At 65.9% G+C, this 22,286-nt stretch carries 24 protein-coding genes; 8 read left to right on the top strand and 16 right to left on the bottom strand.

The features are described from left to right. Positions 1-398: 398 nt before the first annotated feature. A complete protein-coding gene (gene lysM / locus ABIC50_RS23485; protein WP_006755060.1) occupies positions 399-869 on the top strand; it encodes a peptidoglycan-binding protein LysM in 471 nt (156 codons plus the stop codon). 97 nt (positions 870-966) lie between these two features. On the opposite strand, the gene ABIC50_RS23480 is transcribed toward lysM, so the two are convergent. Next, on the bottom strand, positions 967-1,989 hold the full coding sequence (locus ABIC50_RS23480; protein ID WP_354167113.1) for an asparaginase: 1,023 nt from the start codon (positions 1,987-1,989) through the stop codon (positions 967-969). A gap of 274 nt (positions 1,990-2,263) precedes the next feature. Here ABIC50_RS23480 and ABIC50_RS23475 point away from each other — a divergent pair, with 274 nt between their 5' ends. The 3 genes from ABIC50_RS23475 (at position 2,264) to ABIC50_RS23465 (ending at position 4,159) form a co-directional block, all read left to right on the top strand. Next, positions 2,264-2,554: a PsiF family protein gene (locus tag ABIC50_RS23475; protein ID WP_012364040.1), complete on the top strand. Its 291-nt coding sequence runs from the start codon at positions 2,264-2,266 to the stop codon at positions 2,552-2,554. A gap of 318 nt (positions 2,555-2,872) precedes the next feature. Further along, positions 2,873-3,331, top strand: a complete 459-nt coding sequence (locus ABIC50_RS23470) for a hypothetical protein (protein WP_354167110.1) — start codon at positions 2,873-2,875, stop codon at positions 3,329-3,331. A 240-nt stretch (positions 3,332-3,571) separates the two neighbouring features. Continuing rightward, entirely contained in the window at positions 3,572-4,159 is a 588-nt protein-coding gene (locus tag ABIC50_RS23465; RefSeq protein ID WP_011657078.1) for a BPSL1445 family SYLF domain-containing lipoprotein, read from the top strand. A gap of 96 nt (positions 4,160-4,255) precedes the next feature. Here the strand turns inward: ABIC50_RS23465 and ABIC50_RS23460 are convergent, their stop codons facing one another. The 9 genes from ABIC50_RS23460 to mltG form a co-directional block, all read right to left on the bottom strand. Beyond that, positions 4,256-5,320 carry a glycosyltransferase family 4 protein gene (locus ABIC50_RS23460; protein ID WP_012364042.1) on the bottom strand — a complete coding sequence of 355 codons (1,065 nt, stop codon included), beginning with the start codon at positions 5,318-5,320 and terminating at the stop codon, positions 4,256-4,258. Positions 5,321-5,556: 236 nt separating this feature from the next. Beyond that, positions 5,557-6,732: an AAA family ATPase gene (locus ABIC50_RS23455; RefSeq protein ID WP_175723134.1), complete on the bottom strand. Its 1,176-nt coding sequence runs from the start codon at positions 6,730-6,732 to the stop codon at positions 5,557-5,559. A gap of 22 nt (positions 6,733-6,754) precedes the next feature. After that, a complete protein-coding gene (locus ABIC50_RS23450) occupies positions 6,755-7,927 on the bottom strand; it encodes a mechanosensitive ion channel family protein (RefSeq protein WP_006755342.1) in 1,173 nt (390 codons plus the stop codon). A 96-nt stretch (positions 7,928-8,023) separates the two neighbouring features. Beyond that, positions 8,024-8,380: a Rap1a/Tai family immunity protein gene (locus ABIC50_RS23445; RefSeq protein WP_006755340.1), complete on the bottom strand. Its 357-nt coding sequence runs from the start codon at positions 8,378-8,380 to the stop codon at positions 8,024-8,026. Positions 8,381-8,499: 119 nt separating this feature from the next. Then, complete coding sequence (locus tag ABIC50_RS23440) at positions 8,500-9,210, bottom strand: ankyrin repeat domain-containing protein (RefSeq protein WP_011657081.1); 711 nt, start codon at positions 9,208-9,210, stop codon at positions 8,500-8,502. 40 nt (positions 9,211-9,250) lie between these two features. Further along, the gene (locus ABIC50_RS23435; protein ID WP_354167107.1) at positions 9,251-10,033 is read right to left on the bottom strand and encodes a TatD family hydrolase; all 783 of its coding nucleotides are present in this window, start codon (positions 10,031-10,033) and stop codon (positions 9,251-9,253) included. A 79-nt stretch (positions 10,034-10,112) separates the two neighbouring features. Then, complete coding sequence (locus ABIC50_RS23430; protein ID WP_105834086.1) at positions 10,113-11,141, bottom strand: DNA polymerase III subunit delta'; 1,029 nt, start codon at positions 11,139-11,141, stop codon at positions 10,113-10,115. A gap of 18 nt (positions 11,142-11,159) precedes the next feature. Continuing rightward, positions 11,160-11,780: a dTMP kinase gene (gene tmk / locus ABIC50_RS23425; protein ID WP_354167104.1), complete on the bottom strand. Its 621-nt coding sequence runs from the start codon at positions 11,778-11,780 to the stop codon at positions 11,160-11,162. Next, positions 11,780-12,799: an endolytic transglycosylase MltG gene (mltG, locus tag ABIC50_RS23420; RefSeq protein WP_126228023.1), complete on the bottom strand. Its 1,020-nt coding sequence runs from the start codon at positions 12,797-12,799 to the stop codon at positions 11,780-11,782. Before mltG ends, tmk begins: the two co-directional genes overlap by 1 nt. 77 nt (positions 12,800-12,876) lie before the next feature. Between mltG and ygfZ the strand changes: the two genes are divergently transcribed. Next, complete coding sequence (gene ygfZ / locus ABIC50_RS23415; RefSeq protein WP_175703762.1) at positions 12,877-13,911, top strand: CAF17-like 4Fe-4S cluster assembly/insertion protein YgfZ; 1,035 nt, start codon at positions 12,877-12,879, stop codon at positions 13,909-13,911. A gap of 75 nt (positions 13,912-13,986) precedes the next feature. Continuing rightward, a complete protein-coding gene (locus ABIC50_RS23410; RefSeq protein WP_105834083.1) occupies positions 13,987-14,832 on the top strand; it encodes an NRDE family protein in 846 nt (281 codons plus the stop codon). Positions 14,833-14,877: 45 nt separating this feature from the next. Here ABIC50_RS23410 and ABIC50_RS23405 read toward each other — a convergent pair whose 3' ends face one another. From ABIC50_RS23405 to ABIC50_RS23385, 5 genes are all read right to left on the bottom strand, one after another. Continuing rightward, the gene (locus tag ABIC50_RS23405; protein ID WP_138847577.1) at positions 14,878-15,318 is read right to left on the bottom strand and encodes a GNAT family N-acetyltransferase; all 441 of its coding nucleotides are present in this window, start codon (positions 15,316-15,318) and stop codon (positions 14,878-14,880) included. Positions 15,319-15,352: 34 nt separating this feature from the next. Further along, entirely contained in the window at positions 15,353-16,312 is a 960-nt protein-coding gene (locus tag ABIC50_RS23400; RefSeq protein WP_175664841.1) for an alpha/beta hydrolase, read from the bottom strand. A gap of 61 nt (positions 16,313-16,373) precedes the next feature. After that, a complete protein-coding gene (locus tag ABIC50_RS23395; protein WP_354167101.1) occupies positions 16,374-17,372 on the bottom strand; it encodes an NADP-dependent oxidoreductase in 999 nt (332 codons plus the stop codon). Positions 17,373-17,480: 108 nt separating this feature from the next. Then, positions 17,481-17,960, bottom strand: coding sequence for a PaaI family thioesterase (locus ABIC50_RS23390; RefSeq protein ID WP_006753420.1), 480 nt, complete (start codon positions 17,958-17,960; stop codon positions 17,481-17,483). Continuing rightward, a complete protein-coding gene (locus ABIC50_RS23385; protein ID WP_006753419.1) occupies positions 17,957-18,271 on the bottom strand; it encodes a Dabb family protein in 315 nt (104 codons plus the stop codon). Before ABIC50_RS23385 ends, ABIC50_RS23390 begins: the two co-directional genes overlap by 4 nt. Positions 18,272-18,448: 177 nt before the next feature. On the opposite strand from ABIC50_RS23385, the gene ABIC50_RS23380 reads away from it, so the two are divergent. Next, positions 18,449-19,681: a tyrosine-type recombinase/integrase gene (locus ABIC50_RS23380; RefSeq protein WP_354167098.1), complete on the top strand. Its 1,233-nt coding sequence runs from the start codon at positions 18,449-18,451 to the stop codon at positions 19,679-19,681. Between the two features lie 217 nt (positions 19,682-19,898). On the opposite strand, the gene ABIC50_RS23375 is transcribed toward ABIC50_RS23380, so the two are convergent. Continuing rightward, a complete protein-coding gene (locus ABIC50_RS23375) occupies positions 19,899-20,585 on the bottom strand; it encodes a hypothetical protein (protein ID WP_354167096.1) in 687 nt (228 codons plus the stop codon). Between the two features lie 745 nt (positions 20,586-21,330). Between ABIC50_RS23375 and ABIC50_RS23370 the strand changes: the two genes are divergently transcribed. Further along, positions 21,331-22,239 carry a hypothetical protein gene (locus ABIC50_RS23370; protein ID WP_354167093.1) on the top strand — a complete coding sequence of 303 codons (909 nt, stop codon included), beginning with the start codon at positions 21,331-21,333 and terminating at the stop codon, positions 22,237-22,239. Positions 22,240-22,286: the final 47 nt, after the last annotated feature.

Raw genomic sequence — 22,286 nt, 5'->3', positions numbered from 1 at the left:
TCCGGCCGCGGCCGGTCGTATCGGTGCGCGAACACGCGCGCATCACGGTGGGGCGCCCCGCCGCGCATCGCTAACCGCGTGCGCGACGGGGCGAAAAACGCCGCTCTGGGCTGAGAGCGGCGTGGTGGGGTCCGCAGCGGCACCCGGCGACGCCGGGGAAGCCTTGGTCGGTCAGACGTCGTCGTCGGGTGTCCGCCTGTCGGATTTCGCGTATTACATTTCTTTACGTTCAGGCGTGCGATTTTTCATGCAATCGTCGCGATGAACGCCTACACTTTCGCCACGCCTTTCGAGAAATCCGCCGCGCCTGGCGCTCACTCCGGTGAGCGCGCTCAGCGCGGTGTTTTTTTCGCCACTTCACGGCGCGTTTTCTTTTCAACCACCTAGGGAGTGCAGCGATGGGTCTTCTTTCGTTTATTAAAGAGGCGGGTGAAAAACTGCTGGGTCACGCTGACGCGCAAGCAGCGGAAGATCCGAATGCGGCGAACCAGACCGCGGCCGATGCAATCAAGAACTACATCAGCACGCAGGGTCTCGATACGTCGAATCTGACCGTCGCGTTCGACGGCGCGTCGCGCACCGTCACGCTGTCGGGCAGCGTCGCCGATCTCGACACGAAGGCGAAGGTCAAGGTCGCGGCCGGTAACGTGCAAGGCGTCGCAGGCGTCAACGACGACGATCTGCAGCCGGACGATCAGGAAGTTCAGTACCATGACGTGAAGCCGGGCGATACGCTGTCGGCGATCGCGAAGGAAGTGTACGGCGACGCGAACAAGTACCCGGCGATCTTCGAGGCGAACAAGCCGATGCTGTCGAGCCCGGACCGGATCTATCCGGGCCAGAAGCTCGTGATTCCGCCGCAGTCCTGAGCAATCGCCCAGCACTGACGCAAAAAAGGCAGGCCATTGGCCTGCCTTTTTTTCATGCGCGCCGCGCGCCGCGCGCCGCCCGCTCGGCGGCGAACGGTCACAGCGTGTCGAATGCGCGTTGCAGCGCGTCGCGCCCTTGAATGCCGTTCGCGAGCGCCAGCATCAGCAGCACGCGTGCCTTGAACGGGCTCAGCGACCCGGCGCTCACGAAACCGAGCGCATCGTCATTCGCCGCCCCGTTGCGCATCACGTGCCCCGAGCCGACCCGCGACGCGCGCACCACCGCGACGCCGGCGTTCACCGCATCGACGAGCGCCGCCTGCAGCGTCGCATGGATCGACCCGTTGCCGGTGCCCGCGACGACGAGGCCGCGCACGCCGGCCGCGACGAGCGCATCGACGGCCGTGCGCGTCACGCCCGCATAGCTCGCGACGACTTCGACCGGGGGCCACGCCGCGGCGATCGCCAGTTGCGCATCGCGCGCGCGCGTCACGCGGCGTGCGAATTCGACGCGGCCGTCCTGCACCCAGCCGAGCGCGCCCAGTTCCGGCGACTGGAATGCGTCGACCGCATAGGTGCTCGTCTTCACGACGTCGCGCGCGCCGTGAATCCGGTTGTTGAACGCGACGAGCACGCCCTGCCCGCGCGCGGCCGGATGGGCGGCGACCGTCACTGCGTTCAGCAGGTTCAGCGGGCCGTCGGACGACAGCGCGGTGGCCGGCCGCATCGCGGCCGTCAGCACGACCGGCTTGTCGCCGGTCACGACCAGATGCAGCGCGTACGCGGTTTCCTCGAGCGTGTCGGTACCGTGGGTGATCACGATGCCGTCGATCGCCGGATCGGCCATCAGCGCGTCGATGCGCGCGGCGAGCGTATTCCACAGCGGCAGCGCGAGATCCTTGCTGTCGATGCTGGCGACCTGCTCGGCATCGATGCGCGCGACCGACGCGAGCGCCGGCACCGCGTCGAGCAGGAAATTGACGCCGAGCGCGCCGGCCTGGTAGCCGGCCGTGCTGGCGGCGTCCGGCGCGGCGCCGGCGATCGTGCCGCCGGTGGCGAGTACGGCGATGCGCGGCAGCGCCGCCGCCGTCGAAGGGGATGCGGGGTTCAAAGTGTTCATGGCCGCGATTGTAATGGCTCGCGGCCGGCATCCGGCAGGTTCCGCGTGTACGGCCGGGGCCGACGCACTCGCGTCATGGTTTGTCCCGATCACCGGCGCGCGCACGCACCGTCAACGACTACGCGGCCCGCCGCGTTATACGAATGCCGTTTTGGTGTTTTCACATTGATTTGCCATAATCGGAGCGCGCGGCGCGATGCGACCCTGTTCCCGTTGCACCGGGCTTCGTGACGGCGTCGATATAAAGCGCAATTCACCCCATGGGAGTGTCGAAATGAAAATTCAATCGCTCGTAGCCGCAGTGCTTCTCGGCGGCATGCTGGCTTCCCCCGCTTTCGCGGCGAACAGCCAGCAGGACAAGATGAAGGCCTGCAACACCCAGGCCACCGGCAAGACGGGCGACGAACGCAAGGCGTTCATGAAGGAATGCCTGTCGGCCAAGCCCGCGAAGGCAATGACGCAGCAGGAAAAGATGAAGGCCTGCAACACGCAAGCCACCGGCAAGAAGGGCGACGACCGCAAGGCGTTCATGAAGAGCTGCCTGAGCAGCCAGCCGGCCGCCTGAGTTCCGGCGCTCCCGCACGAATGCCGCGCACCGCTTCGGCGGGCGCGGCTTTTTTGTTTTCGTTGCACGCGCATCGACGCGCGCGATGCGCCCGATGCGCCGGCGCATCGTCCGGCGGCATCGCCACGGCGACGCCGCGATACGTTGCGCCGCCCTTCCGCCCCGCTTTCCGGGCGCGCCGTGCGAATGCCGTCACATGGTGCGGCAATTCGCCGCGATTTCTTCTATGATGGCTGCAACGCGGCCCACCCAAGTACAAGAAGCGCCATCGGGCCGCCCTCGAGACGGACGCGCACGCCGCGTCAAACGGAGGCATGGATGGCATGGAGACAACACCGCTGGTTCCGCCGCTGGCTGATCGTGATCGTGTTCTGGGCCGTGCCCGTCGCGATCGTCGCCGTGCGCGAGATCCGCGAGGAAATGGCGTACAACAAGGCCGACCTGGAGCTCGCGCTGACCACCTGGCAGCTCACCGACGCTCAACAGGCCGCCGGCGCGGCCGCGAAGTGCCACGGGGATCCTGATGCGGCGCGGGCGGCCGGCTGCCCGGCCGACGTGCTGAGCGCCAACGCGGCGCGCCAGCAGGCGGCCCGCGACGAATACGTGGTGCGCCGCAATACGCTCGCCGGTTATCTGTGGCACGCGTTCGTCGGCTATTGGGTCGTGCCGGCCGCGTTCCTGTTCGCATGCGGGGTCGTGATCGCGCTGATCCGGCGTGCGCTGCGCCGCCCGCCGATCAAGCCGCCCACTCCGCCGGCGCCGCCCGTCACGCATTGATCACGCACTGACGCGCAGCCCCTCCTTTCCTTTTCCTGCTAGCCGCCTGCCATCGCGCCGGCGCGCGACGCGTCGCCGCACCCGCCGCGCCGTCCGTTGGCGCGCCGCGACATCCCCGGACGATTTGACGCTTTTTCACATCGCAATGAAAAGAGGCTGTAATCCACTGTGATATAACTGCCGACGTGATCCGCTCCCTGAGCGAGACTCACTCCGAACGTCATCCGATGGAGAATAACGATGCAAAAACGGAATCTTGTGCTGAAAGCTGCCGCTGCGCTCATCGTCGGTAGCCTCGCGCTCACCGGTTGCACCACCACCCCGGACAAGCCGGACAACGCCGCGACCAACGCGTCGAAGCGTCAAGCGATCGACTCGAGCGTCGACGCCACGCTGTCGCGCATGTATTCCACGGTCAAGGGTTCGCGTGAGCTCGTCGCGAAGTCGCGCGGCGTGCTGGTGTTCCCGAACGTGCTGCAGGCCGGCCTGATCGTCGGCGGCCAGTCCGGCAACGGCGCGCTGCGCGTCGGCGGCAGCACGGTCGGCTACTACAACACGTCGTCGCTGTCGGTCGGCCTGCAGGCCGGTGCGCAGTCGAAGGCGATCGTGTTCCTGTTCATGACGCAGGAAGCGCTCGACGAATTCCGCGGCTCGGACGGCTGGGCAGCCGGCGCCGGCGCGTCGGTCGCGCTGGTGAAGATGGGCGCGAACGGCGCGGTCGATTCCAACACGGCCACCGCACCGGTCCAGGTCATCGTGCTCACGAACGCGGGCCTGATGGGCGACGTGTCGATCAACGGCACGAAGGTCACGAAGCTCAAGATCTGACGCTGACGCCATGCCCGTGCACAGCGTGCGCGGGCCATGCGCAAACGGCGATGTCCTTGCGGGCATCGCCGTTTTTTTATCCGCCCGCGTCACGCGTCAGGTCGTCGAGTCGATCACCTTGAAGCGCGAGCGCTTCTGTGCGCGAATCAGTGACTGGTAGACATCGACGTACTGCTGCGCCATCCGGCGCGACGTGAAGCGCTGCTCGAAGCGCTGCCGCACGCGCGCGCGCGGCAGCAGGTGCAGCCGGTTCACGGCGGCCACCGCGCTGATTTCATCCTCGACGATGAAACCCGACACACCCTCGTCGATCACTTCCGGCACCGCGCCGCGATTGAATGCGATCACCGGCGTGCCGCACGACATCGCCTCGATCATCACCAGCCCGAACGGCTCCGGCCAGTCGATCGGAAACAGCAGCGCATGCGCGCCCGACAGGAATTCGGCCTTCTGGTGATCGGCGATCTCGCCGATGAACTCGACGTGCGGCAACGCGAAAAGCGGCCGGATCTCGCGGTCGAAGTATTCCTCGTCGGCCGCATCGATCTTCGCGGCGATCCGGATCGGCAGCCCGCACTGGCCGGCGATCCGGATCGCCGTGTCGACGCGCTTCTCCGGCGAGATGCGGCCCAGGAACGCGAGATAGCGCGGCTCGACGGGCTGCGGCATGTACATCGTCTCGGGCAGCCCGTGGTAGACGGTCGTCAGCCACTTCGCCTGCGGCAGCGGCTGGCGCTGCGAATTGGAAATCGAGATCACGGGCGCCGTGTTGAACGTATCGAACACCGGCTGCTGCTCGGGCAGGTCGAGCCGGCCGTGCAGTGTCGTCACGTACGGCGTTTGCTGCCGGTTGAAGACCGAGAACGAGTAGTAGTCCATGTGGAAATGGAGCACGTCGAAGTCCTTCGCGCGGCGCGCGACCGTCTCCATCAGCAGCATGTGCGGGGCGACCCGGTCGCGGATCGACGAATCGAGCCGCAGCGCGCGCGGCCACACGGGTTCGAGCTTCGCCCGAGTCGTCGAATCGCCGCTGGCGAACAGCGTCACATCATGGCCGAGATCGACGAGCGCCTCGGTGATGTAGGACACGACGCGCTCCGTGCCGCCGTACAGCTTCGGCGGCACCGATTCGGTCAGCGGGGCGATCTGGGCAATTCTCATGGTCCACGTCTCCTGTGTCCTGTCCGTTGCCGCACGGCCGGCGGGCGTGTGCGCGGTTTGCGCCCCGCCCCGCTTTCATGCGGCGCCGGCCGGCATGGCGCCAGCCGAATATCCCATTATTATTCGCGATCGCCGTACAGGGAACCGTCAGCCTTTCATTTTATGGGTGTTGTTACAGACCGGATACATTCCGCGCGGCGCGCCCGCTCGTTCTCGAACGCCCGCCGCCCCGCCGGTCAACGCGACGGCCACTTCCATGCCGGCAGGTCGCGCGTGTCGGCATCGACGAGCGCGGTCGCGCCCAGCTGCTTGTCGAGCACCAGCGATTCGCAGCCGGCCTCGCGCTCGAGCGTTGCGATGAGCCGCGCCGCATGCGACACGACCAGCACCTGCGAACGCCGCGCGGCCTGCGCGATCAGGCGGCCGAGCGCCGGCAGCAGATCGGGATGCAGGCTCGTCTCCGGTTCGTTCAGCACCATCAGCGCCGGCGGCCGCGGCGTCAGCAGCGCGGCCGCGAGCAGCAGGTAGCGCAGCGTGCCGTCGGACAGTTCGGCGGCGGCGAGCGGCCGCAACAGCCCCGGCTGGCGCATCAGCACGTCAAAGCGGCCGCGGCCGCCCGGATTGTCGATCTCGACCGACGCGCCGGGAAACGCGTCGTCGATCGCCGCATCGAGTGCCGCGCCGTCGCCGATTTCGCGAATCGTCTGCAGCGCGGCGGCCAGATCGGCGCCGTCGTCCGCCAGCACCGGCGTATGGGTGCCGATATGCGACTGCCGGGCCGGCGCCTGCGCGTCGGTCCGGAAATGGTCGTAGAAGCGCCACGAGCGGATCCGCTCGCGCACCGCGATCATCTCCGGCGCGCCGGTCGGATCGGCGAACTCGGTCATCATGCTGTCGAAGCTCGCGACCGGCTGCGGAATCGTCCGCCACTCGCCCGACGCGGTGCGCGTGCGGATCTGCGCACCCTGCCGGTCGACCAGCAGCGTCGACGGGCGCGGCAGCGCGCCGCCCCAGATGCATTCGCGCTTGACCACCGGATCGAGCGCGAACTGCGAACGGCTCGGCACCGGCAGGCCGAGATCGATCGCATAGCCGAAATCGTCGCACGCGAAGCCGAGCCTCAGGCTCACGGGGCCCGTGCGCACCGTGCCCGTCACCGGCTCGTCGCCGGCCAGCATCGCGCGCGAGAAGCGCTCGGGGCCGGCCCACAGCGTCGACGGCAATCCGCCCTCGCGCGCGAGCGACGGGATCACGCGGCCCTGCGCGGTGTCGGCGAGCAGGCGCAGCGCGCGGTACACGCTCGACTTGCCGCTGCCGTTCGGCCCGGTGACGACGTTGAGCGCCGCGAGCGGCACGATCAGCTCACGCAGCGAGCGGTAATTGGCGATGGCAAGCGTGTTCAGCGCGGTCATGGTGACGGAGGGCGGGCCACGTTCAGCGGCCGTCGACGGCCTGCGGATCGGCGGCGGTGTTGGCCGCCGTGCTGGCGGCGGGCTGGCGCGCATGCGGCCGAACGGGATTCGGCGCGTCCGGTGCGGAATCGTGCGGATACAGCTCCATCCGGCTGCGCGGCAGGCATTGCGGAAAACGCGCCTGCAGGTACGCGATCAACCCTTCGCGCACGCGGCAGCGCAGGTCCCAGCACGACGACGAATCGACCGCGCTGACGAGCGCGCGCAACTGCATCGCGCGCTCGGTCGCGTCGGTCACCTGCAGTACCTGGACGCGCCCGTCCCACTCGGGCGCCGCATGAACCAGCCGCGCGAGCTCCTCGCGCAGCGGCGCGAGCGGCGTACGGTAGTCGACCGACAGGTACACCGTGCCGATGATTTCCGCGCTGCTGCGCGTCCAGTTCGTGAACGGATTCTCGATGATCCACTGCAGCGGCACGACGAGGCGCCGCTGGTCCCACAGCCGCACCGACACGAACGAGCCGGTGATTTCCTCGATGCGCCCCCACTCGCCCTGGATCACGACGACGTCGTCGAGCCGGATCGGCTGCGTGAGCGCGATCTGCAGCCCGGCGATCAGGTTGCCGAGCACCGGCCGCGCGGCGATACCGGCGACCAGGCCGGCGACGCCGGCCGACGCCAGCAGGCTCGCGCCGATCTGGCGCACGTTCGGGAACGTCATCAACGCGGCGCCCGTGCCGATGATCACGATCAACACCATGACGGTCCGCACGAGCACCTTGGCCTGCGTGTGGACGCGCCGCGCGTGGAGGTTGTCGGCCGTATCCATCGGATGGGCCTGGATGATCGCGTCGCCGACGCCGGCCGCGAGCCGCACCAGCAGCCAGGTGAGTGACACGATCGAGCCGACCGCGGCGGCGGTGCGCATGCCGCGCACGAACGACATGCTCTCGTCCGCCTGGAGCCACACGAACTCGAGCGCGAGCAGCGCGAGCGTGACGAGCGACGGTTTGTCGATGTAGCGCAGGATCACGCTCATCAGCGGATACGGCTGCGCGATGCGCTTGACGATGCGTGCGCCGAGACGATGCACGATCAACACGACAAGCACGACGATGACCGACACGATCAGCGTGCCGAGCCATGAATGCAACGGCGCATCGGCGATGCGCTGCAGTTCCTCGATTGAAATCATCGGCGCCCGGGATGCTTCGGTTATGAGGCGCGACGGCCTCGTCCTGGATGCGTCGGCGATGTCCGGGCCGCATGCGCGCCCGGATCCGGCGTCAGATCAACTGCCGCCCCTGCAGGGGAACGCCTTGCCGAGGCCGAGCGACACCGCGGTGCTCGCGTTGTAGTCGGCCAGCTTCGGGTTCTCCGCGATGTACTTGCGCACCGCGTCGGTCATCTGCTGCGCCCGGATGTCGGGCGGCAGGCAGAAGTATTGCCCGACGCGCGGCCCGGTGGTGCCGCCGATCGCGTCGATGGTGTTGTAGACGCCATCGGCGGCGCCTTCGATGTAGGCCGCGCACGACGCCCGCGACTTGACGTCCGTCTTCGCGCACAGCCGGTCGAGATCCGCGCCCGTGAAAGCCGCCGCCGACAACGGCACGGCAAACGCCGCGGCACAAAACATAGCCCGCAACATGGTGTTCCTTATGTCAATGCGGCCCCAGGCCGCTCACTGCACCGACCGGCGCGGCGGCCGCACACCCGCTGCCGGCCGGATTCCGGCCGGGCGGGCGCTTAGCCGCCGCGCCGAAACCGTCATTTTGCACTCTTTTGGGCATCGGCCGGCGCCGATGCGCCGACGCGCACCGTCCGCTTGCTCAGGATGTCGATCGCGTCCGGCGCCTTGTAGTGCTTCGCGAACTCGAGCGCGGTGATGCCGAGCTGGTTCTTCACCTGCGGATCGGCGCCCTGGTCGAGCAGCAGATTGACCGTCGTCGCATGGTTGCCGCGCGCGGCCATCATCAGCGGCGTCGTGCCGTTCGGCGACGCCGTGTCGATATATGCATCGTGGTCGAGCAGGATCTTGACGACCGCGTCCTGGCCGTTGGTGGCCGCGTAGTGCAGCGGCGCCCAGCCCTTCTTGCTGACTTCCGCGCCCTTGTCGATCAGCAGCTTGACGAGGCCGACGTCACCGTTCAGCGACGCGAGCATCAGCGCGTTCTCGCCGGCCTTGTCTTCCTTCTCGAGGTCGACGTTCGGCGTCGTCGCGATCGCGGCGGCGACCTTGTCGGACTTCTCGCGCGCGGCGATCACGAGGATCGGATCGCCGTTCGGCGCGAGCGTGTTCGGATCGAGCTTGCCGCTCTTCAGCTGCTTGCCGATGTCGTCGATGTCGTCGAACTTGACCGCCTTGACGATCGCGTCGAGCGACTCGGCGTGCGCGCCGGCGACGGCAAACAGGCCGCTCGCGACGAGTGCGGCGGTGACGAGGGCGCGCTTGGGCAGGTATGTGGTCGGCTTCATCATTGTTGTGGGCTCCTTCCCTGGGTTGTCGGCTGGCCGCGCGTCATGAGCGGGCGATCTTGAACAGCCGGAAAAAGTTCTGCGTGGTCGCATCGGCCAGCGCCTCGACGGCGATCCCGCGCTCGGATGCGATAAAACGTCCGACATGGCTGACGTACGCAGGTTCATTCGGCTTGCCGCGATACGGCACCGGCGCGAGGTACGGCGAGTCGGTTTCGATCAGCAGCCGCTCGAGCGGCACGCGCCGCGCGACGTCCTGCACGTCGGTCGCGTTCTTGAACGTGACGATGCCCGATAGCGAGATATGGAAGTTCTGCGCGAGCGCCTGCTCGGCAATGGGCCACGGCTCGGTGAAGCAGTGCATCACGCCGCCCGGCACGTCCGCACGCTCCTCGGCCATGATCCGCAGCGTGTCTTCCGACGACGCGCGCGTATGGATGATCAGCGGCTTCATCGTCGCGGTCGCCGCGCGGATATGCGTGCGAAAGCGTTCGCGCTGCCACTCCATGTCGGCAATCGAGCGGCCTTCGAGGCGGTAGTAGTCGAGGCCCGTCTCGCCGATCGCGACGACCTTCGGGTGCGCGGCCAGCTCGATGAGTTCCGCGAGCGTCGGCTCCCGTGCGTCCTCGTGATCGGGATGCACGCCGACCGACGCATAGACGTTGTCGTGCGCCTGCGCGATCGCGAGCACGTCGGGCAGCGTCTCGAAGTCGACCGACACGCACAGCGCGTGCGTGACGTCGTGCTCGCGCATGTTCTCCAGCACGGCCGGCAGGCGGTCGGCGAGACCCTTGAAATTGATGTGGCAGTGAGAATCGACGAACATCGTGTTTCCTGAATACGTAAGACGGGCGCTCACGCGCTCGCCGGCAATCGTTTCCCCACCCGCAGGAAACAATCCGCGCTCACGCGAACATTTCCCGATAACCGAGAAACAGTTCCTCGAATACGAGCCGGGCGTTGAGCGGATGGTTCTCGACCGTCCGCTGGCGCGTCACGGCCTTCATGAAGCGCGCGAACGCGTTCGCGTCGACCGCCTCCGCGCAACGCGCGAGCGCGGCCGCCTGCATCGGGAAGTAGCGCGGCGCGCCCGCCATGCGCTGCGCGAGCAGATCGTACAGCCAGCGCTGCAGCCAGCCGAGCACCAGCGGCACAGGCAGCTTCTGCAGCGTCTCGCCGCACGCGAACGGATCGCACGCGGCGCCGGCCGCGAGCTGGCCGAGCGTGAAATCGCGCAGCGGGCGGTTCTCGTCGCTCGCGAGCGCCAGCGCGGCGAGCGGCGCGCCGCCCGCTTCGGCGAGCAGCGCACGCGCATCGTCGACGCCGCGCGCCTCGAGCCATGCGGCGGCCGCGTCGGGCGCCGGCACGGTCATCGGCCACTGCCGGCAGCGGCTGATGATGGTCGGCAGCAGCCGGTCGATGCGCGCCGACACCAGCAGGAACACGACGCCCGACGGCGGCTCCTCCAGTGTCTTCAGCAGCGCGTTCGACGCGGCGACGTTCAGCGCCTCGGCCGGATACAGCACGACCACGCGCGCGCCGCCGCGGTGCGAACCGACCCCGCAGAAATCGAGCAACGCCCGCACCTGCTCGATCTTGATCTCCTTGCTCGGCGCGCGCGTCTTCTTGCCGCCTTCATCGGCGTCGGCGGGCTTCGCGTCGTCGACCGCGCCCGGCGCCTCGCCCGCGAGCACCTCGGGCAGCACGATCCGGTAGTCCGGATGGTTGCCCTGCGCGAACCACGTGCAGGCCGCGCAGCTGCCGCACGGCTCGCCGTTCGGCTGCGGCGCTTCGCACAGGAAGCCCTGCGCGAGATGCTGCGCGAACTGCAGCTTGCCGATTCCGGCCTGGCCGTGCAGCAGCAGCGCATGCGGCCATTGCGGGCGCAGTTGCTGCAGGCGGTTCCAGTCGTCGGTCTGCCACGGATAGATCATGTGGTGCGTTCCTTCGGGTTACAGCGCGGCGAGCACGCGTTCGAGCTGCTGGCGGATCTGGGGAATCGACTGCGTCGCGTCGACGATCGCGAAGCGGTGCGGCGCCTCTTCCGCGCGCCGCAGGTATTCGCCGCGGGTGCGCGAGAAAAACGCGTCCGACTCGCTTTCGAACTTGTCGGGCATGCGCACGGCGCCGCGGCGCTCGCTCGCCACCTGCGGCGCGACGTCGAACAGCACCGTCAGGTCGGGCTGGAAGCCGCCCTGCACCCAGCGCTCGAGCGTCTCGAGCTTGTCGCGCGGCAACCCACGGCCGCCGCCCTGGTACGCGAACGTCGCGTCGGTGAAGCGATCGGACACGACCCAGTCGCCGCGCGCGAGCGCGGGCTCGATCACGAGCGCGAGGTGTTCGCGCCGGGCCGCGAACATCAGCAGTGCTTCGGTCTCCAGATCCATCGGCTGGTTCAGCAGGATCTCGCGCAGCTTCTCGCCGAGCTGCGTGCCGCCCGGCTCGCGGGTGACGACGACCTGCCGGCCGCCCGCGGCCAGCTTCGCCTGGAGTCGTTCGCAGAACCATTGCAGGTGGGTGGTCTTCCCCGCCCCGTCGATGCCTTCGAACGTGATGAATTTACCGCTCGCCATTATTGACCTCGTATGTACTTGTCCACGGCCTTGTTGTGATCGCCGAGCGTATCCGAGAACACGCTCGTGCCGTCGCCCTTCGCAACGAAATAGAGCGCGCCCGTCTGGGCCGGATTGATCGCCGCCTGCAGCGAGGCGACGCCCGGCAGGGCGATCGGCGTCGGCGGCAGCCCGCGGCGCGTATAGGTATTGTAAGGAGTGTCGGCCTGCAGGTCGCGCTTGCGCAGGCGGCCGTCGTACGCGTCGCCGAGGCCGTAGATCACCGACGGATCGGTCTGCAGCGGCATCCCGATGCGCAGCCGGTTCGCGAACACCGCCGCGACGAACGTGCGGTCAGCCGCGTGGCCCGTTTCCTTTTCGACGATCGACGCGATCGTCAGCGCTTCGTAAGGCGTCTTGTACGGCAGCCCCGGCGCGCGCGCGGCCCACGCTTCGTCGAGACGCGTCTGCATCAGGTGGTACGCGCGCCGGTAGATGTTCAGGTCGCTCGTGCCCTTGTCGAACAGGTAGGTGTCGGGGAAGAACAGCCCCTCGCCGCTGCCGCGCTGGATCGCGGCGTCCGGCGCCCCGATCGCGCGCAGCAGCTCGGCGTCGCTCATGCCGGCCGTGGCGTGCGCGAGATCGGGATTGCCGTCGAGCTCCGCGCGCATCCGCTTGAAGGTCCAGCCCTCGATCACGGTCGCGACGTACTCGTTCACGTCGCCGCGCGCGATCTTCTGCAGGACGTCGTACGGCGTGATGCCGGTCTTGAATTCGTAGTTGCCGGACTTGAGCCGGCTCGACAGCCCGAGCACGCGCGTCATCGCGACGAAGCCGAGCGGCTCGACCGGCACGCCGCCGCGCTTGAGCTGCAGCGCGACGCTCTTCACGCTGCTGCGCGGCTTGATCGTGACGTCGAGCGACGCCGAGCCCAGCAACAGCGGCCGGGTCGCCCAGTAATATCCGCCGCCCGCGCCGGCAGCGGCCACAACGACGGCCAGCGCCACGATCGTCGCGGCGCATTTCTTCAGTAGGGACATGGAAACGTGACTCAGGTAAGACCCATATAATACTTGCTCGCCTCCGTCAAAGTCAGGGTTGACTGTTCCCTCATTCCATGAGCACACCGTTCGCTTCACCGGCTGCCCAGGCCGCAACTGCCTCGCTCCCCGTTTTCCCCCGCCCGTCCGCTGCCGATTTCGACGCGCCGGGCGCCTGCATGCCGCTCCCGCAGTTCGGCGTGATCGACGTGGCCGGCGACGACGCCGCGACGTTCCTGCACAGCCAGCTCACCAACGACATCGAGCATCTCGATGCCGCGACTGCGCGCCTGTCCGGCTACTGCTCGGCGAAGGGCCGCCTGCTCGCGTCGTTCCTCGCCTGGCGCGCCGGTCACGGCGTGCAGCTGCTGGTCTCGAAGGACGTCCAGGCCGCCGTTCAGAAACGCTTGTCCATGTTCGTGCTGCGCGCGAAGGCGAAACTGACGGACGCGAGCGACACGCTCGCGGTGGTCGGCTTCGCGGGCGACGTGCGCGAGGCGCTGTCGGGCATCTTCGACGCGCTGCCGGACGGCGTGCACGTGAAGGTCGACGGCCCGGCCGGGGCGCTGATCCGCGTGCCGGACGCAGCAGGCCGCAAGCGCTATCTGTGGATCGGGCCGCGCGCGGAAGTCGACGCGCGCCTCGCCGCGCTCGGCGGCAAGCTGCCGGTCGTGTCGCCGGCCGTATGGGACTGGCTCGACGTGCGCGCGGGCGAGCCGCGCATCACGCAGCCGGCCGTCGAACAGTTCGTCCCGCAAATGGTCAACTTCGACGTGATCGGCGCCGTTAACTTCAGGAAGGGGTGCTACCCGGGCCAGGAAGTCGTCGCGCGCAGCCAGTACCGCGGCACGATCAAGCGCCGCACCGCGCTCGCGCACGTCGCCGGCGAGACCGACACCGTGCATGCCGGCGTCGAGCTGTTCCACAGCGACGACCCGGGCCAGCCGTGCGGAATGATCGTCAATGCGGCCGCCGCACCCGCGGGCGGCGTCGACGCGCTCGTCGAAATCAAGCTGGCCGCGCTCGACAGCGGCACGGTGCACCTCGGTGCGGCCGACGGACCGCCGCTCGCGTTCGACGCGCTACCGTACGCATGGCCGACGGAAGCGTGACGCACTGACAACCTGTTGCACGCCGGTTCGCACGTGGCGGCCGGCGCGCGATGTTTCCTGCGAGAGATTCGCCCGATGTGTCTGATTGCCTTCGACTGGCAGCCTGATGCCGCCGCCGGTCCTGTCTTTACCCTCATCGCCAATCGCGACGAATTCTTTCGCCGTACGAGTGCGCCGCTTTCGTGGTGGGAGGACGTGCCGGGTGTGCTGGCCGGCCGCGATCTCGAAGCGGGCGGCACGTGGCTCGGCGTGTCCCGCGACGGCCGCTTCGCGGCGCTGACCAATTACCGCGCGCCGTTCGACATTCGCGCGGGCGCACCAACCCGCGGCAAGCTCGTGTCCGACTTCCTCGGCGGCCCGCCGGTCGCGCCGCTCGATTATCTCGGCGCGCTGGCCGAGCACTCGGCCGTGTACAACGGCTTCAACCTGCTGGTCGGCGACTGGAAGCGGCGCGAACTCGCGTGGTTCTGCAACCGCCCGGCCGAAGGCGAAACTGCTGTCGCGCCGCCGGTCGCGGTCAGCGCCGGCGTGCATGCGCTGTCGAACGCGCGGCTCGATACGCCCTGGCCGAAAATCGTGCGCAAGCGTGCGGAACTCGGCACGCTGCTCACCGACAATCCGACCCCGTCGCTCGACGAACTGATCGAGCTGATGCGCGATCCGCGCGTCGCGGACGACGACGCGCTGCCGCACACCGGTATTCCGATCGAGCGCGAGCGCGCGCTGTCGGCCGCGTTCATCGAGACACCCGAATACGGTACGCGCGGCACGACCGCGCTGCGCGTGACGATGAAGGAAGGCGTGCGGTTGACGGTCGACATCAAGGAACGCTGCGACGACGACGGCTCGCACCGCACCGTTCGCCCCGGCACGTTCGAGCGCGCGTTCACGTTCGACATCGACGCGACGCAGCCGCGCTGAGCCGGCGCGAGCGGCGCCCGGGCCTGTTCATACGAATAACGGGCTCTAGGGCGCGCGCGCCATCTCGACGTGCGGCACACCCACTTCGACGAACCGGTCGCCGATCGCCGTGAAGCCGTGCCGTACGTAGAACGCGACCGCGGCATCCTGCGCGTAGAGCCGCACGACCGGTTCGCCGCGATGCCGCGCCGCGTCCAGCAGCGCGTGCAGCACGGCCGATCCGGCACCCTGCCCCCGAGCATCGGCCAGCACCGCGACGCGACCGATCGTGCCGGAGCGCAGCAGCCGTCCGGTCCCGACCGCGCGGCGTGTGCCGGTCGCCGCATCGACCCGGTAGGCAACCGCATGCAGCGACAGCGGATCCTCGTCGTCGAGCTCCCATTCCGGCGGAATCCGCTGCTCGCGCACGAACACCGCATCGCGAATGCGCGCGGCATCGCCGCCCAGCACCGTCCAGTCGCCCGTTTCCACCCAGTCGTCGGTCATCGCTTCCTCCGCGCGGCGTCGAGCGCCGCCGCCGTCAAACGTCGTCGAATGCCGCCTTGAGCGCCGCCACTGCGTCGGCATGCGCGGCCCGCACCTCGGGTACGTAGCCGCCCATCTTGAAGAACTCGTGGATCATCCCCGGATAGCAGACCAGCGTGACGGAATTGCCGGCCGCCCGCAGTTTGTCCGCATACGCGGCGCCCTCGTCGTGCAGCGGATCGTATTCGGCCGTCGCGATCCAGGCCGGTGCCACGCCGGCGAACGACGGCGCACCGCGCTTGCCGTCGAGCGGCGCGAACCGCCAGTCGTCACGATCGGACCGATCGCGCACGTATTGCGTGAAGAACCACTGGATCGTGTCCTGCGTCAGCAGGTAGCCATTCGCGAGCCGCGCGTGCGATCCGGTGTCCTGGTAGCCCGTCACGCCCGGATAGATCAGCATCTGCAGCGCAAGGTCGATGCCCGCGTCGCGCGCGAGCACCGCGCAGACCGTGGCGAGCGTGCCGCCCGCGCTGTCGCCGCCGAGTGCGAGCCGCGTCGCGTCGATGCCGAAGGCGGCGGCCTCGCGATGCAGCCAGCGCAATGCGTCGTCAGCGTCGTTCACCGCGGTCGGAAACCGGTGTTCGGGCGCGAGCCGGTAGTCGACCGACAGCACCGCGCACTGCGCGTCGCGCGCGAACATCCGGCACAGCGCGTCGTGCGTGTCGACGCTGCCGACCGTGAAGCCGCCGCCGTGGTAATAGACCAGCGCCGGCAGCGGTTCGGCGAGGCTCGGCTCGACCGGCAGGTACAGCCGCGCGCCGATCGCGCGACCGTCGCGCGTCGGCACGACGCAGGCCTCGACCGAATGCATCGGCGCGGGTGCGACGTCAAGGATCGGCGCGCTCTTCTCGTACGCGGCGCGCGCCTGCTGCGGCGTCTGGTGGTGATAGGACGGACGTTTCGCGCGCTCGACCATGTCGAGCACCTGGGCGATCTTCGGATTCAGCGGCATCGGTGAGGACGGCGCGTGCGGCGCCGTGAACGGACAAGCGTCACATGATGCCACGCGCGGGTCAGACGAGCTGCACCAGCTGCTTGCCGAAATTACGGCCCTTCAGGAGCCCGAGGAACGCGTCCGGCGCCCGCTCGAGCCCGTGTGCGATCGACTCGCGGTAATGCAGCTGCTTCGTCGCGACGAGTTCGCTCAGCTCGGCCAGCGCGGGCGGCCACGCGTCCGGATGCTCGAACACGATGAAACCCTGCATCGTCAGTCGCGAGCGCAGGATCAGGCCCGGATTCGCGAGCGGCGCGGGCACGCCGTCGTAGCCTGCGATCATCCCGCATACGGCGATCCGGCCGAACGCGTTCATCCGCGCCATCGTCGTGTCGAGCACCGCGCCGCCGACGTTCTCGAAGCAGCCGTCGACACCGTCCGGCGTCGCGGCGGCCAGGTCGTCGGCTAGCCGGCCGGCCTTGTAGTCGACGCACGCGTCGAAGCCGAGCGTGTCGACCACGTAGCGGCACTTGTCGGGGCCGCCCGCGATGCCGACCGCGCGGCATCCGGCGCGTTTCGCGAGCTGGCCGACCACGCTGCCGACCGCGCCGCTTGCCGCGCTGACGACGACGGTTTCGCCGGCCTTCGGCGCGATGATCCGGTTCAGCCCGACCCACGCGGTCACGCCCGGCATGCCGGTCACGCCGAGCCATGCGGACAGCGGCACCCGCGACGTGTCGATCTTGCGCAGGCCGCCACCGTTCGACGTGCCGTATTCCTGCCAGCCGAACTGGCCGACGACGTGCTCGCCGACCGCGAAATCCGGGTGCCGCGAGTCGATCACCTCGCCCGCCGTGGCACCGATCATCACCTCGTTCAGCGGCTGCGGCGCCGCGTACGACTTCGCATCGTTCATGCGACCGCGCATGTAGGGATCGAGCGACAGGAAATGGTTGCGTACCCGCAATTCGCCCGCGGCGAGCGGTGCGAGCGGCGTTTCGACGAGCCGGAAGTTGTCGGCGCTCGCGGCGCCTTGCGGGCGTGACACCAGCAGGATCTGGCGGTTGACCGTGTTCATTGTTGTCTCCTTGGCTTCGTTCGCGCCGTATCGCCATCCCGTTGCGGATCCGTGCCGCAAAACAACACGGCCCTGCCTTCGATCAGGCAGGGCCGCTCGTTGCAGCGCTTACGCGTCGCTCGGGCCGGGCTGGGCATCCGGCGCCGTGCGCGTGCGTTGTCGCTTGATGTCGCGGCCCACCGCGAGCCGCCGCATGTACTTGAACGTGCCGAGCGCCTTCGCGACGAAGTTGCCGTCGCTGTCGCGCACTTCGCCTTCGCAGTACGCCATCGTCGTCGAACGATGCATCACGCGTCCGTACGCGCGCAGCTCGCCGCGCCCCGGCTGCATGAAGTTCACCTTCATCTCGACCGTGACGACGCCGACGCCGTCGTCGGTCAGGCTGCGCGCGGCCATCGCGAGCGCGATGTCCGACAGCGTCATCGTCACGCCGCCGTGCGCGATGCTCCACGTGTTCATGTGCCGCTCGTCGAGCGGCAGCACGATCTCGCTCGCGCCGTCCTTCGCGGACACGAGCCGCACGCCGAGCAGATCGACGAACGGGCTTTCGATCGACGGGCCGTCCGTCGGGGATGCCGCGTCGCTCATCGTGCGCTTTCGGAGAAATAGTCGACGCACTGGCGCGATTCGGCCACCGCAACGACGAATTTCTTCACTTCCTGGTGAACCGGGTGCACCTGGTACGCATCGAGCGCCGCCTGGTCCGTGAAATCGGACACGAGCACGACGTCCGACGTCGCATCGAGGCCGGGCGTCGCCACGCCGACGTCAAGCTGCAGGATGCCGGGCACGAGATCGCGGCAGCCTTCGAGCTTTTCCTTCAGCTTCAGCGCGTTCTGCGCACGCGTACCGCCTTCCGCCGATTCCTTCAACTTCCACATGACGATATGTCTGATCACTTCGTTCGCTCCAGTTCGTGGTGGTTCGTCAATTTGCCTCAAAGGCTTGCCTGTCGGTCATCTCACTCCCTCACACCGTTCGCTCACGTTCGCCGGAAATCGCGTCCAGCCGTGAAAAAAGGGGGTATAAAACGGGGTATCATTTCGACCAACTGAAGACGATACCCCCATCTCACTGTGCCACTTACCGACATCAAGATCCGACAAGCGAAGGCAGTCAACAAGCCTACCAAACTTACCGACAGCAATGGACTGTATCTTTTGGTTAATCCGTCCGGCTCCAAGCTCTGGCGATACAAGTACAGAATTGCTGGGAAAGAAAACCTTTTCGCGATCGGCGAATACCCAACTGTCAGCCTCCAAGACGCGCGCGCGGCGCGCGACGATGCCCGCGAACTCGTCAAGAAGGGACTGCACCCGTCTCACGCGCGACAGGAAGTGCTGTCCACGCGCATCAACGAAGGCAAAGCAACTTTTCGTTCCGTCAGCGACGAATGGCTTGAGAAGAAGAGGAAGACTTGGACCGAGCGGCACTATGGCGAGATTCTGCGCATGCTGGAAGCAGATGCGTACCCGTATATCGGGAACCGCCCCATGCGTTCCATTACTGCACACGACGTGCTTGCTTTGATGCGCCGAGTCGAGGAGCGTGGCTCCCCTTCCGTAGCGATCAAACTGCGCCAGTACGTGTCCAACGTGTTCCAGTATGCGGTGATCACGCTTCGGGCAGATACAGATCCCGCATCCGTGCTGCGCGGATCGGTTCTAAAGCCACCAACAGAGAATGCTCGGCCATTGAGCCGCGAAGAACTGAAGAGGCTCTTTCGGAAGCTTCCGACCTACAAGAGCAGACGAACCGCGATTGCAATTCGATTGCTGATGATGTTATTTCCGAGAACGATCGAGCTCTGTCGGGCGCGATGGGACGAAATTGACCTAGGGACCGCAGAATGGAGGGTGCCGCCGGAAAAGATCAAAGCGCGACGCCTGCACATCGTTCCCCTTCCCAAGCAAGCACTTGAACTACTTCGCGAGTTGCAGGAGATGTATGGCCATCGTGGATATATCCTGCCGATCCTTCATAGCAATCGAAAGCTCCCACATATGAGTCGCGCAACGATCAATCGCGCGATCGACTACATGGTTCCGGATAACCCTGAACCGATAACCGGTCACGACTTTCGAGCAACCGCGTCGACGAACCTTCATGAGATGGGATGGAAAGACGAAGTCGTTGAGATGCAGCTATCGCACAAGGATAAGGACAAGACGCGTTCGACATACAACCATGCAAAGTACTTGCGGGAACGGCGGGAGATGATGCAGGCTTGGGCAAACTGGCTTGACGATGTCGAAAATGAGGCGCGTATGGACAGCGGTATCGCAACCGCTTCCATCAATGACCGATGATGCATAGGTCTCTCCGCCTTATCTGACAAGGCATCGATCCAAAAGCTACGCTGAAACCTACGCCAACCAATTTCTGGAAAGGCCGGCCGCTGCCGACCCGTTTGAGCAGTCCGGATACGATTCGGAAACGACCGCTCCTGGGCCAACGAGAAACGGTCGCCGACGACGCGGGCTGGAAGCTGCAACCATTCTGCAGCATACAGTTTCGGATGGCACTTCATCCCACATCGCGGAAGTGGTCGCCAAATCCGTCCGGGAAGTCCCCCGTGTACTCCGCCTTGTCGCCTACCACCCGCTCGCCGTCATGAAGCTGCCGCTCTTGTTGTTCCCGTTTTGACTGCTCCCTTTCCCTGCGCGTCCTGAGGTTAAACTCATACAATTTAACGCAGTCATCGTGACTCGCGTGCATTACATCGCAAAGCTCTTTGGTCTTGTTCCACTCCTCACGCTTAATCTTGTTGTCGACGAGGTCCTGTGCCGCTTGCTTCTCAACCGCGTCTACGGACGAGAGAAACGCGGGTAGCGCGGCTTCCGACAGGTCAATTTTTCGATCAACACCGCCAAAGTTCAGTATCCCTGTAAACCCTGCCTCGGCAGTCCCGTCAACGCGCCAATACGCCCGAGACTCGAATATCTTAACGATTGAAGAAAAACTGCCCAAGTTGAACCGTTGACTTTCAGCGTCGGACCACGGCGTGAATACGAAACGCCGAAAATCGGCCGGTACGCTCTGAACGGCTTTAGCAAAATCTCCCGCCGCCGACAACCCGGATTCCTTCAAAGCTCCACCCACCCGTTCAAGTGTTTGTGGATCCAAGAAGATCGTCCTAGTTACCGTTACATCCACCATCGCAACGGCCACCCCAGCAATTTCTTTGATGCTTGCCTTCCATTGATCTGCCATTACGTGTCTCCAAGAACATTGGCCGGTAGCTACCGAGCGCCCCGTCTGATCACCGTAGGCTAGCGATTATTCAGTATACGAGTTGAACGCACACCATCGTTCACCGTAGGGTGACCCCGCAACGCTCGGATGGTCACAATTTCCCAAACGAGAACTACTGCACAAGCTCTCGGCGTGACACCGGGTTGCGTCATCGGACCTGAGCGAGAACCGTGCCAAGCAGGCTATGCACATGATTTCATTAAAATAATGACCGCATGCTGAACGCAGTCGAGATGGAAAATTCAAAAAAATGTTTCAGTTTCGAAATAGGAGCATTTGACGACAGGTCATCGCGCTTTCAAGGACGCAGCTCACGAATCAGGAAAACCCGTATGCTAAGACTGGTTGAACGTTTGTAGTGGTTAGAACCAACCGCGTTCGACCTGTTTGTGCTTCCACTATATGTAACCGTTTCAGATTAATGTGCTGTCAGCCGAGCTGGTGACAGACACGGCAGCAGCTTGTCATCCATATCCCGTTCTTACTTGCCCAGTGCTCCGGTGCCGCGCTCTAGGTGTACCGTATAGTCCACACCACAGCGGCGGGGATTCGGGACTCCCATCCTGCGCCTGTCGAGCCGCCGGTGGCACTCGTGATCTTCTCGCTCGCGTTGAACGGCGAGAAGCCCCGCTAACATTGAGATTGATCGAACGAGCGTGGATCGGCGAACGCCCGGTGTCAGCTCCAAGACAGGCGACTGATTGTGCGCTCGCGCATTCGAGCGAGCAGCTGGAAGTGGCCGGAAGCCGCCGGTCGTCATCCCCAGCACCTGGCCGAAAGGCGAACTTCGCGCTTGCGCGTGAGGGCCGCTGGTAAACTCGGCTGCCAAAGCAACTTTTCCCGGTCACATGAGCACGCAACCCACCGCAGCACCTGCAACCGCCACTCCAATGATGCAGCTGTACCTGCGCGTTATTTGACAAGGCTCGGCAATCAAAGCCACGCCAAGACCTACGCTCACATTAAACAGGCACATCCAAATTCAAGTCGGGGACGGACGATGGGGAAAAAAAGTCGGCTCAAAAAGGAGCGAGCGCACACAGAGTTCACGGTCGATCTGCACGTGGCCGGCGCTGAACTGCTGGACGGACTTACCACGCCAAAAACCTTTTCTGGCACGATAGCCGAGTTTTGTCGCTCACTAAGTGATCAAGAGGCCTTTTATATCGCTTGCGAACCTGAACCGTGGAGCAGACTTGGTTGCTGCGATACAAACGTCGAAAAATATATCGCAAGCACTGGGCGCGGCGAAGCAATGTTCGGTTTTCGCATCTGGTCAAAAGGAGCAAACTACGTCGAAGCGGAGAGCCACACGATCTGGCGTGACGGAGATATCCGTCGGGACGTGTCGTTTTCAAACGAAGGGGAAGATCACATTCTTTTCGTTCCGATTCGGTCCACCTTTGCTGGGACGTTCGACGACATTCCAAAGAAGATTCGCAAAGCCTTTGGCAAACGAAATAACGACTATTTACAAGTCATCGAAAAATATGAGTCGCGCATAAATCGACGACAAATGCCTCGAGATGTAGCATGGGAGACAATGCTAACGTACGAACAGTGGCTCACCGGAAAGCGATATCGCCCCATCATATCCCACTCATTGAGCTAACGAATGTTCTAAATATGAATATCGATATTCAGGCATACTCCCGACCT

The sequence above is a fragment of the Burkholderia sp. 567 genome, assembly GCF_040545115.1.
In the GTDB taxonomy this organism is placed as follows: Bacteria; Pseudomonadota; Gammaproteobacteria; order Burkholderiales; family Burkholderiaceae; genus Burkholderia; species Burkholderia ambifaria.
The sequence above is the reverse complement of the archived record's forward strand: the minus strand, read 5'-3'. Positions and strand labels throughout refer to the sequence as shown.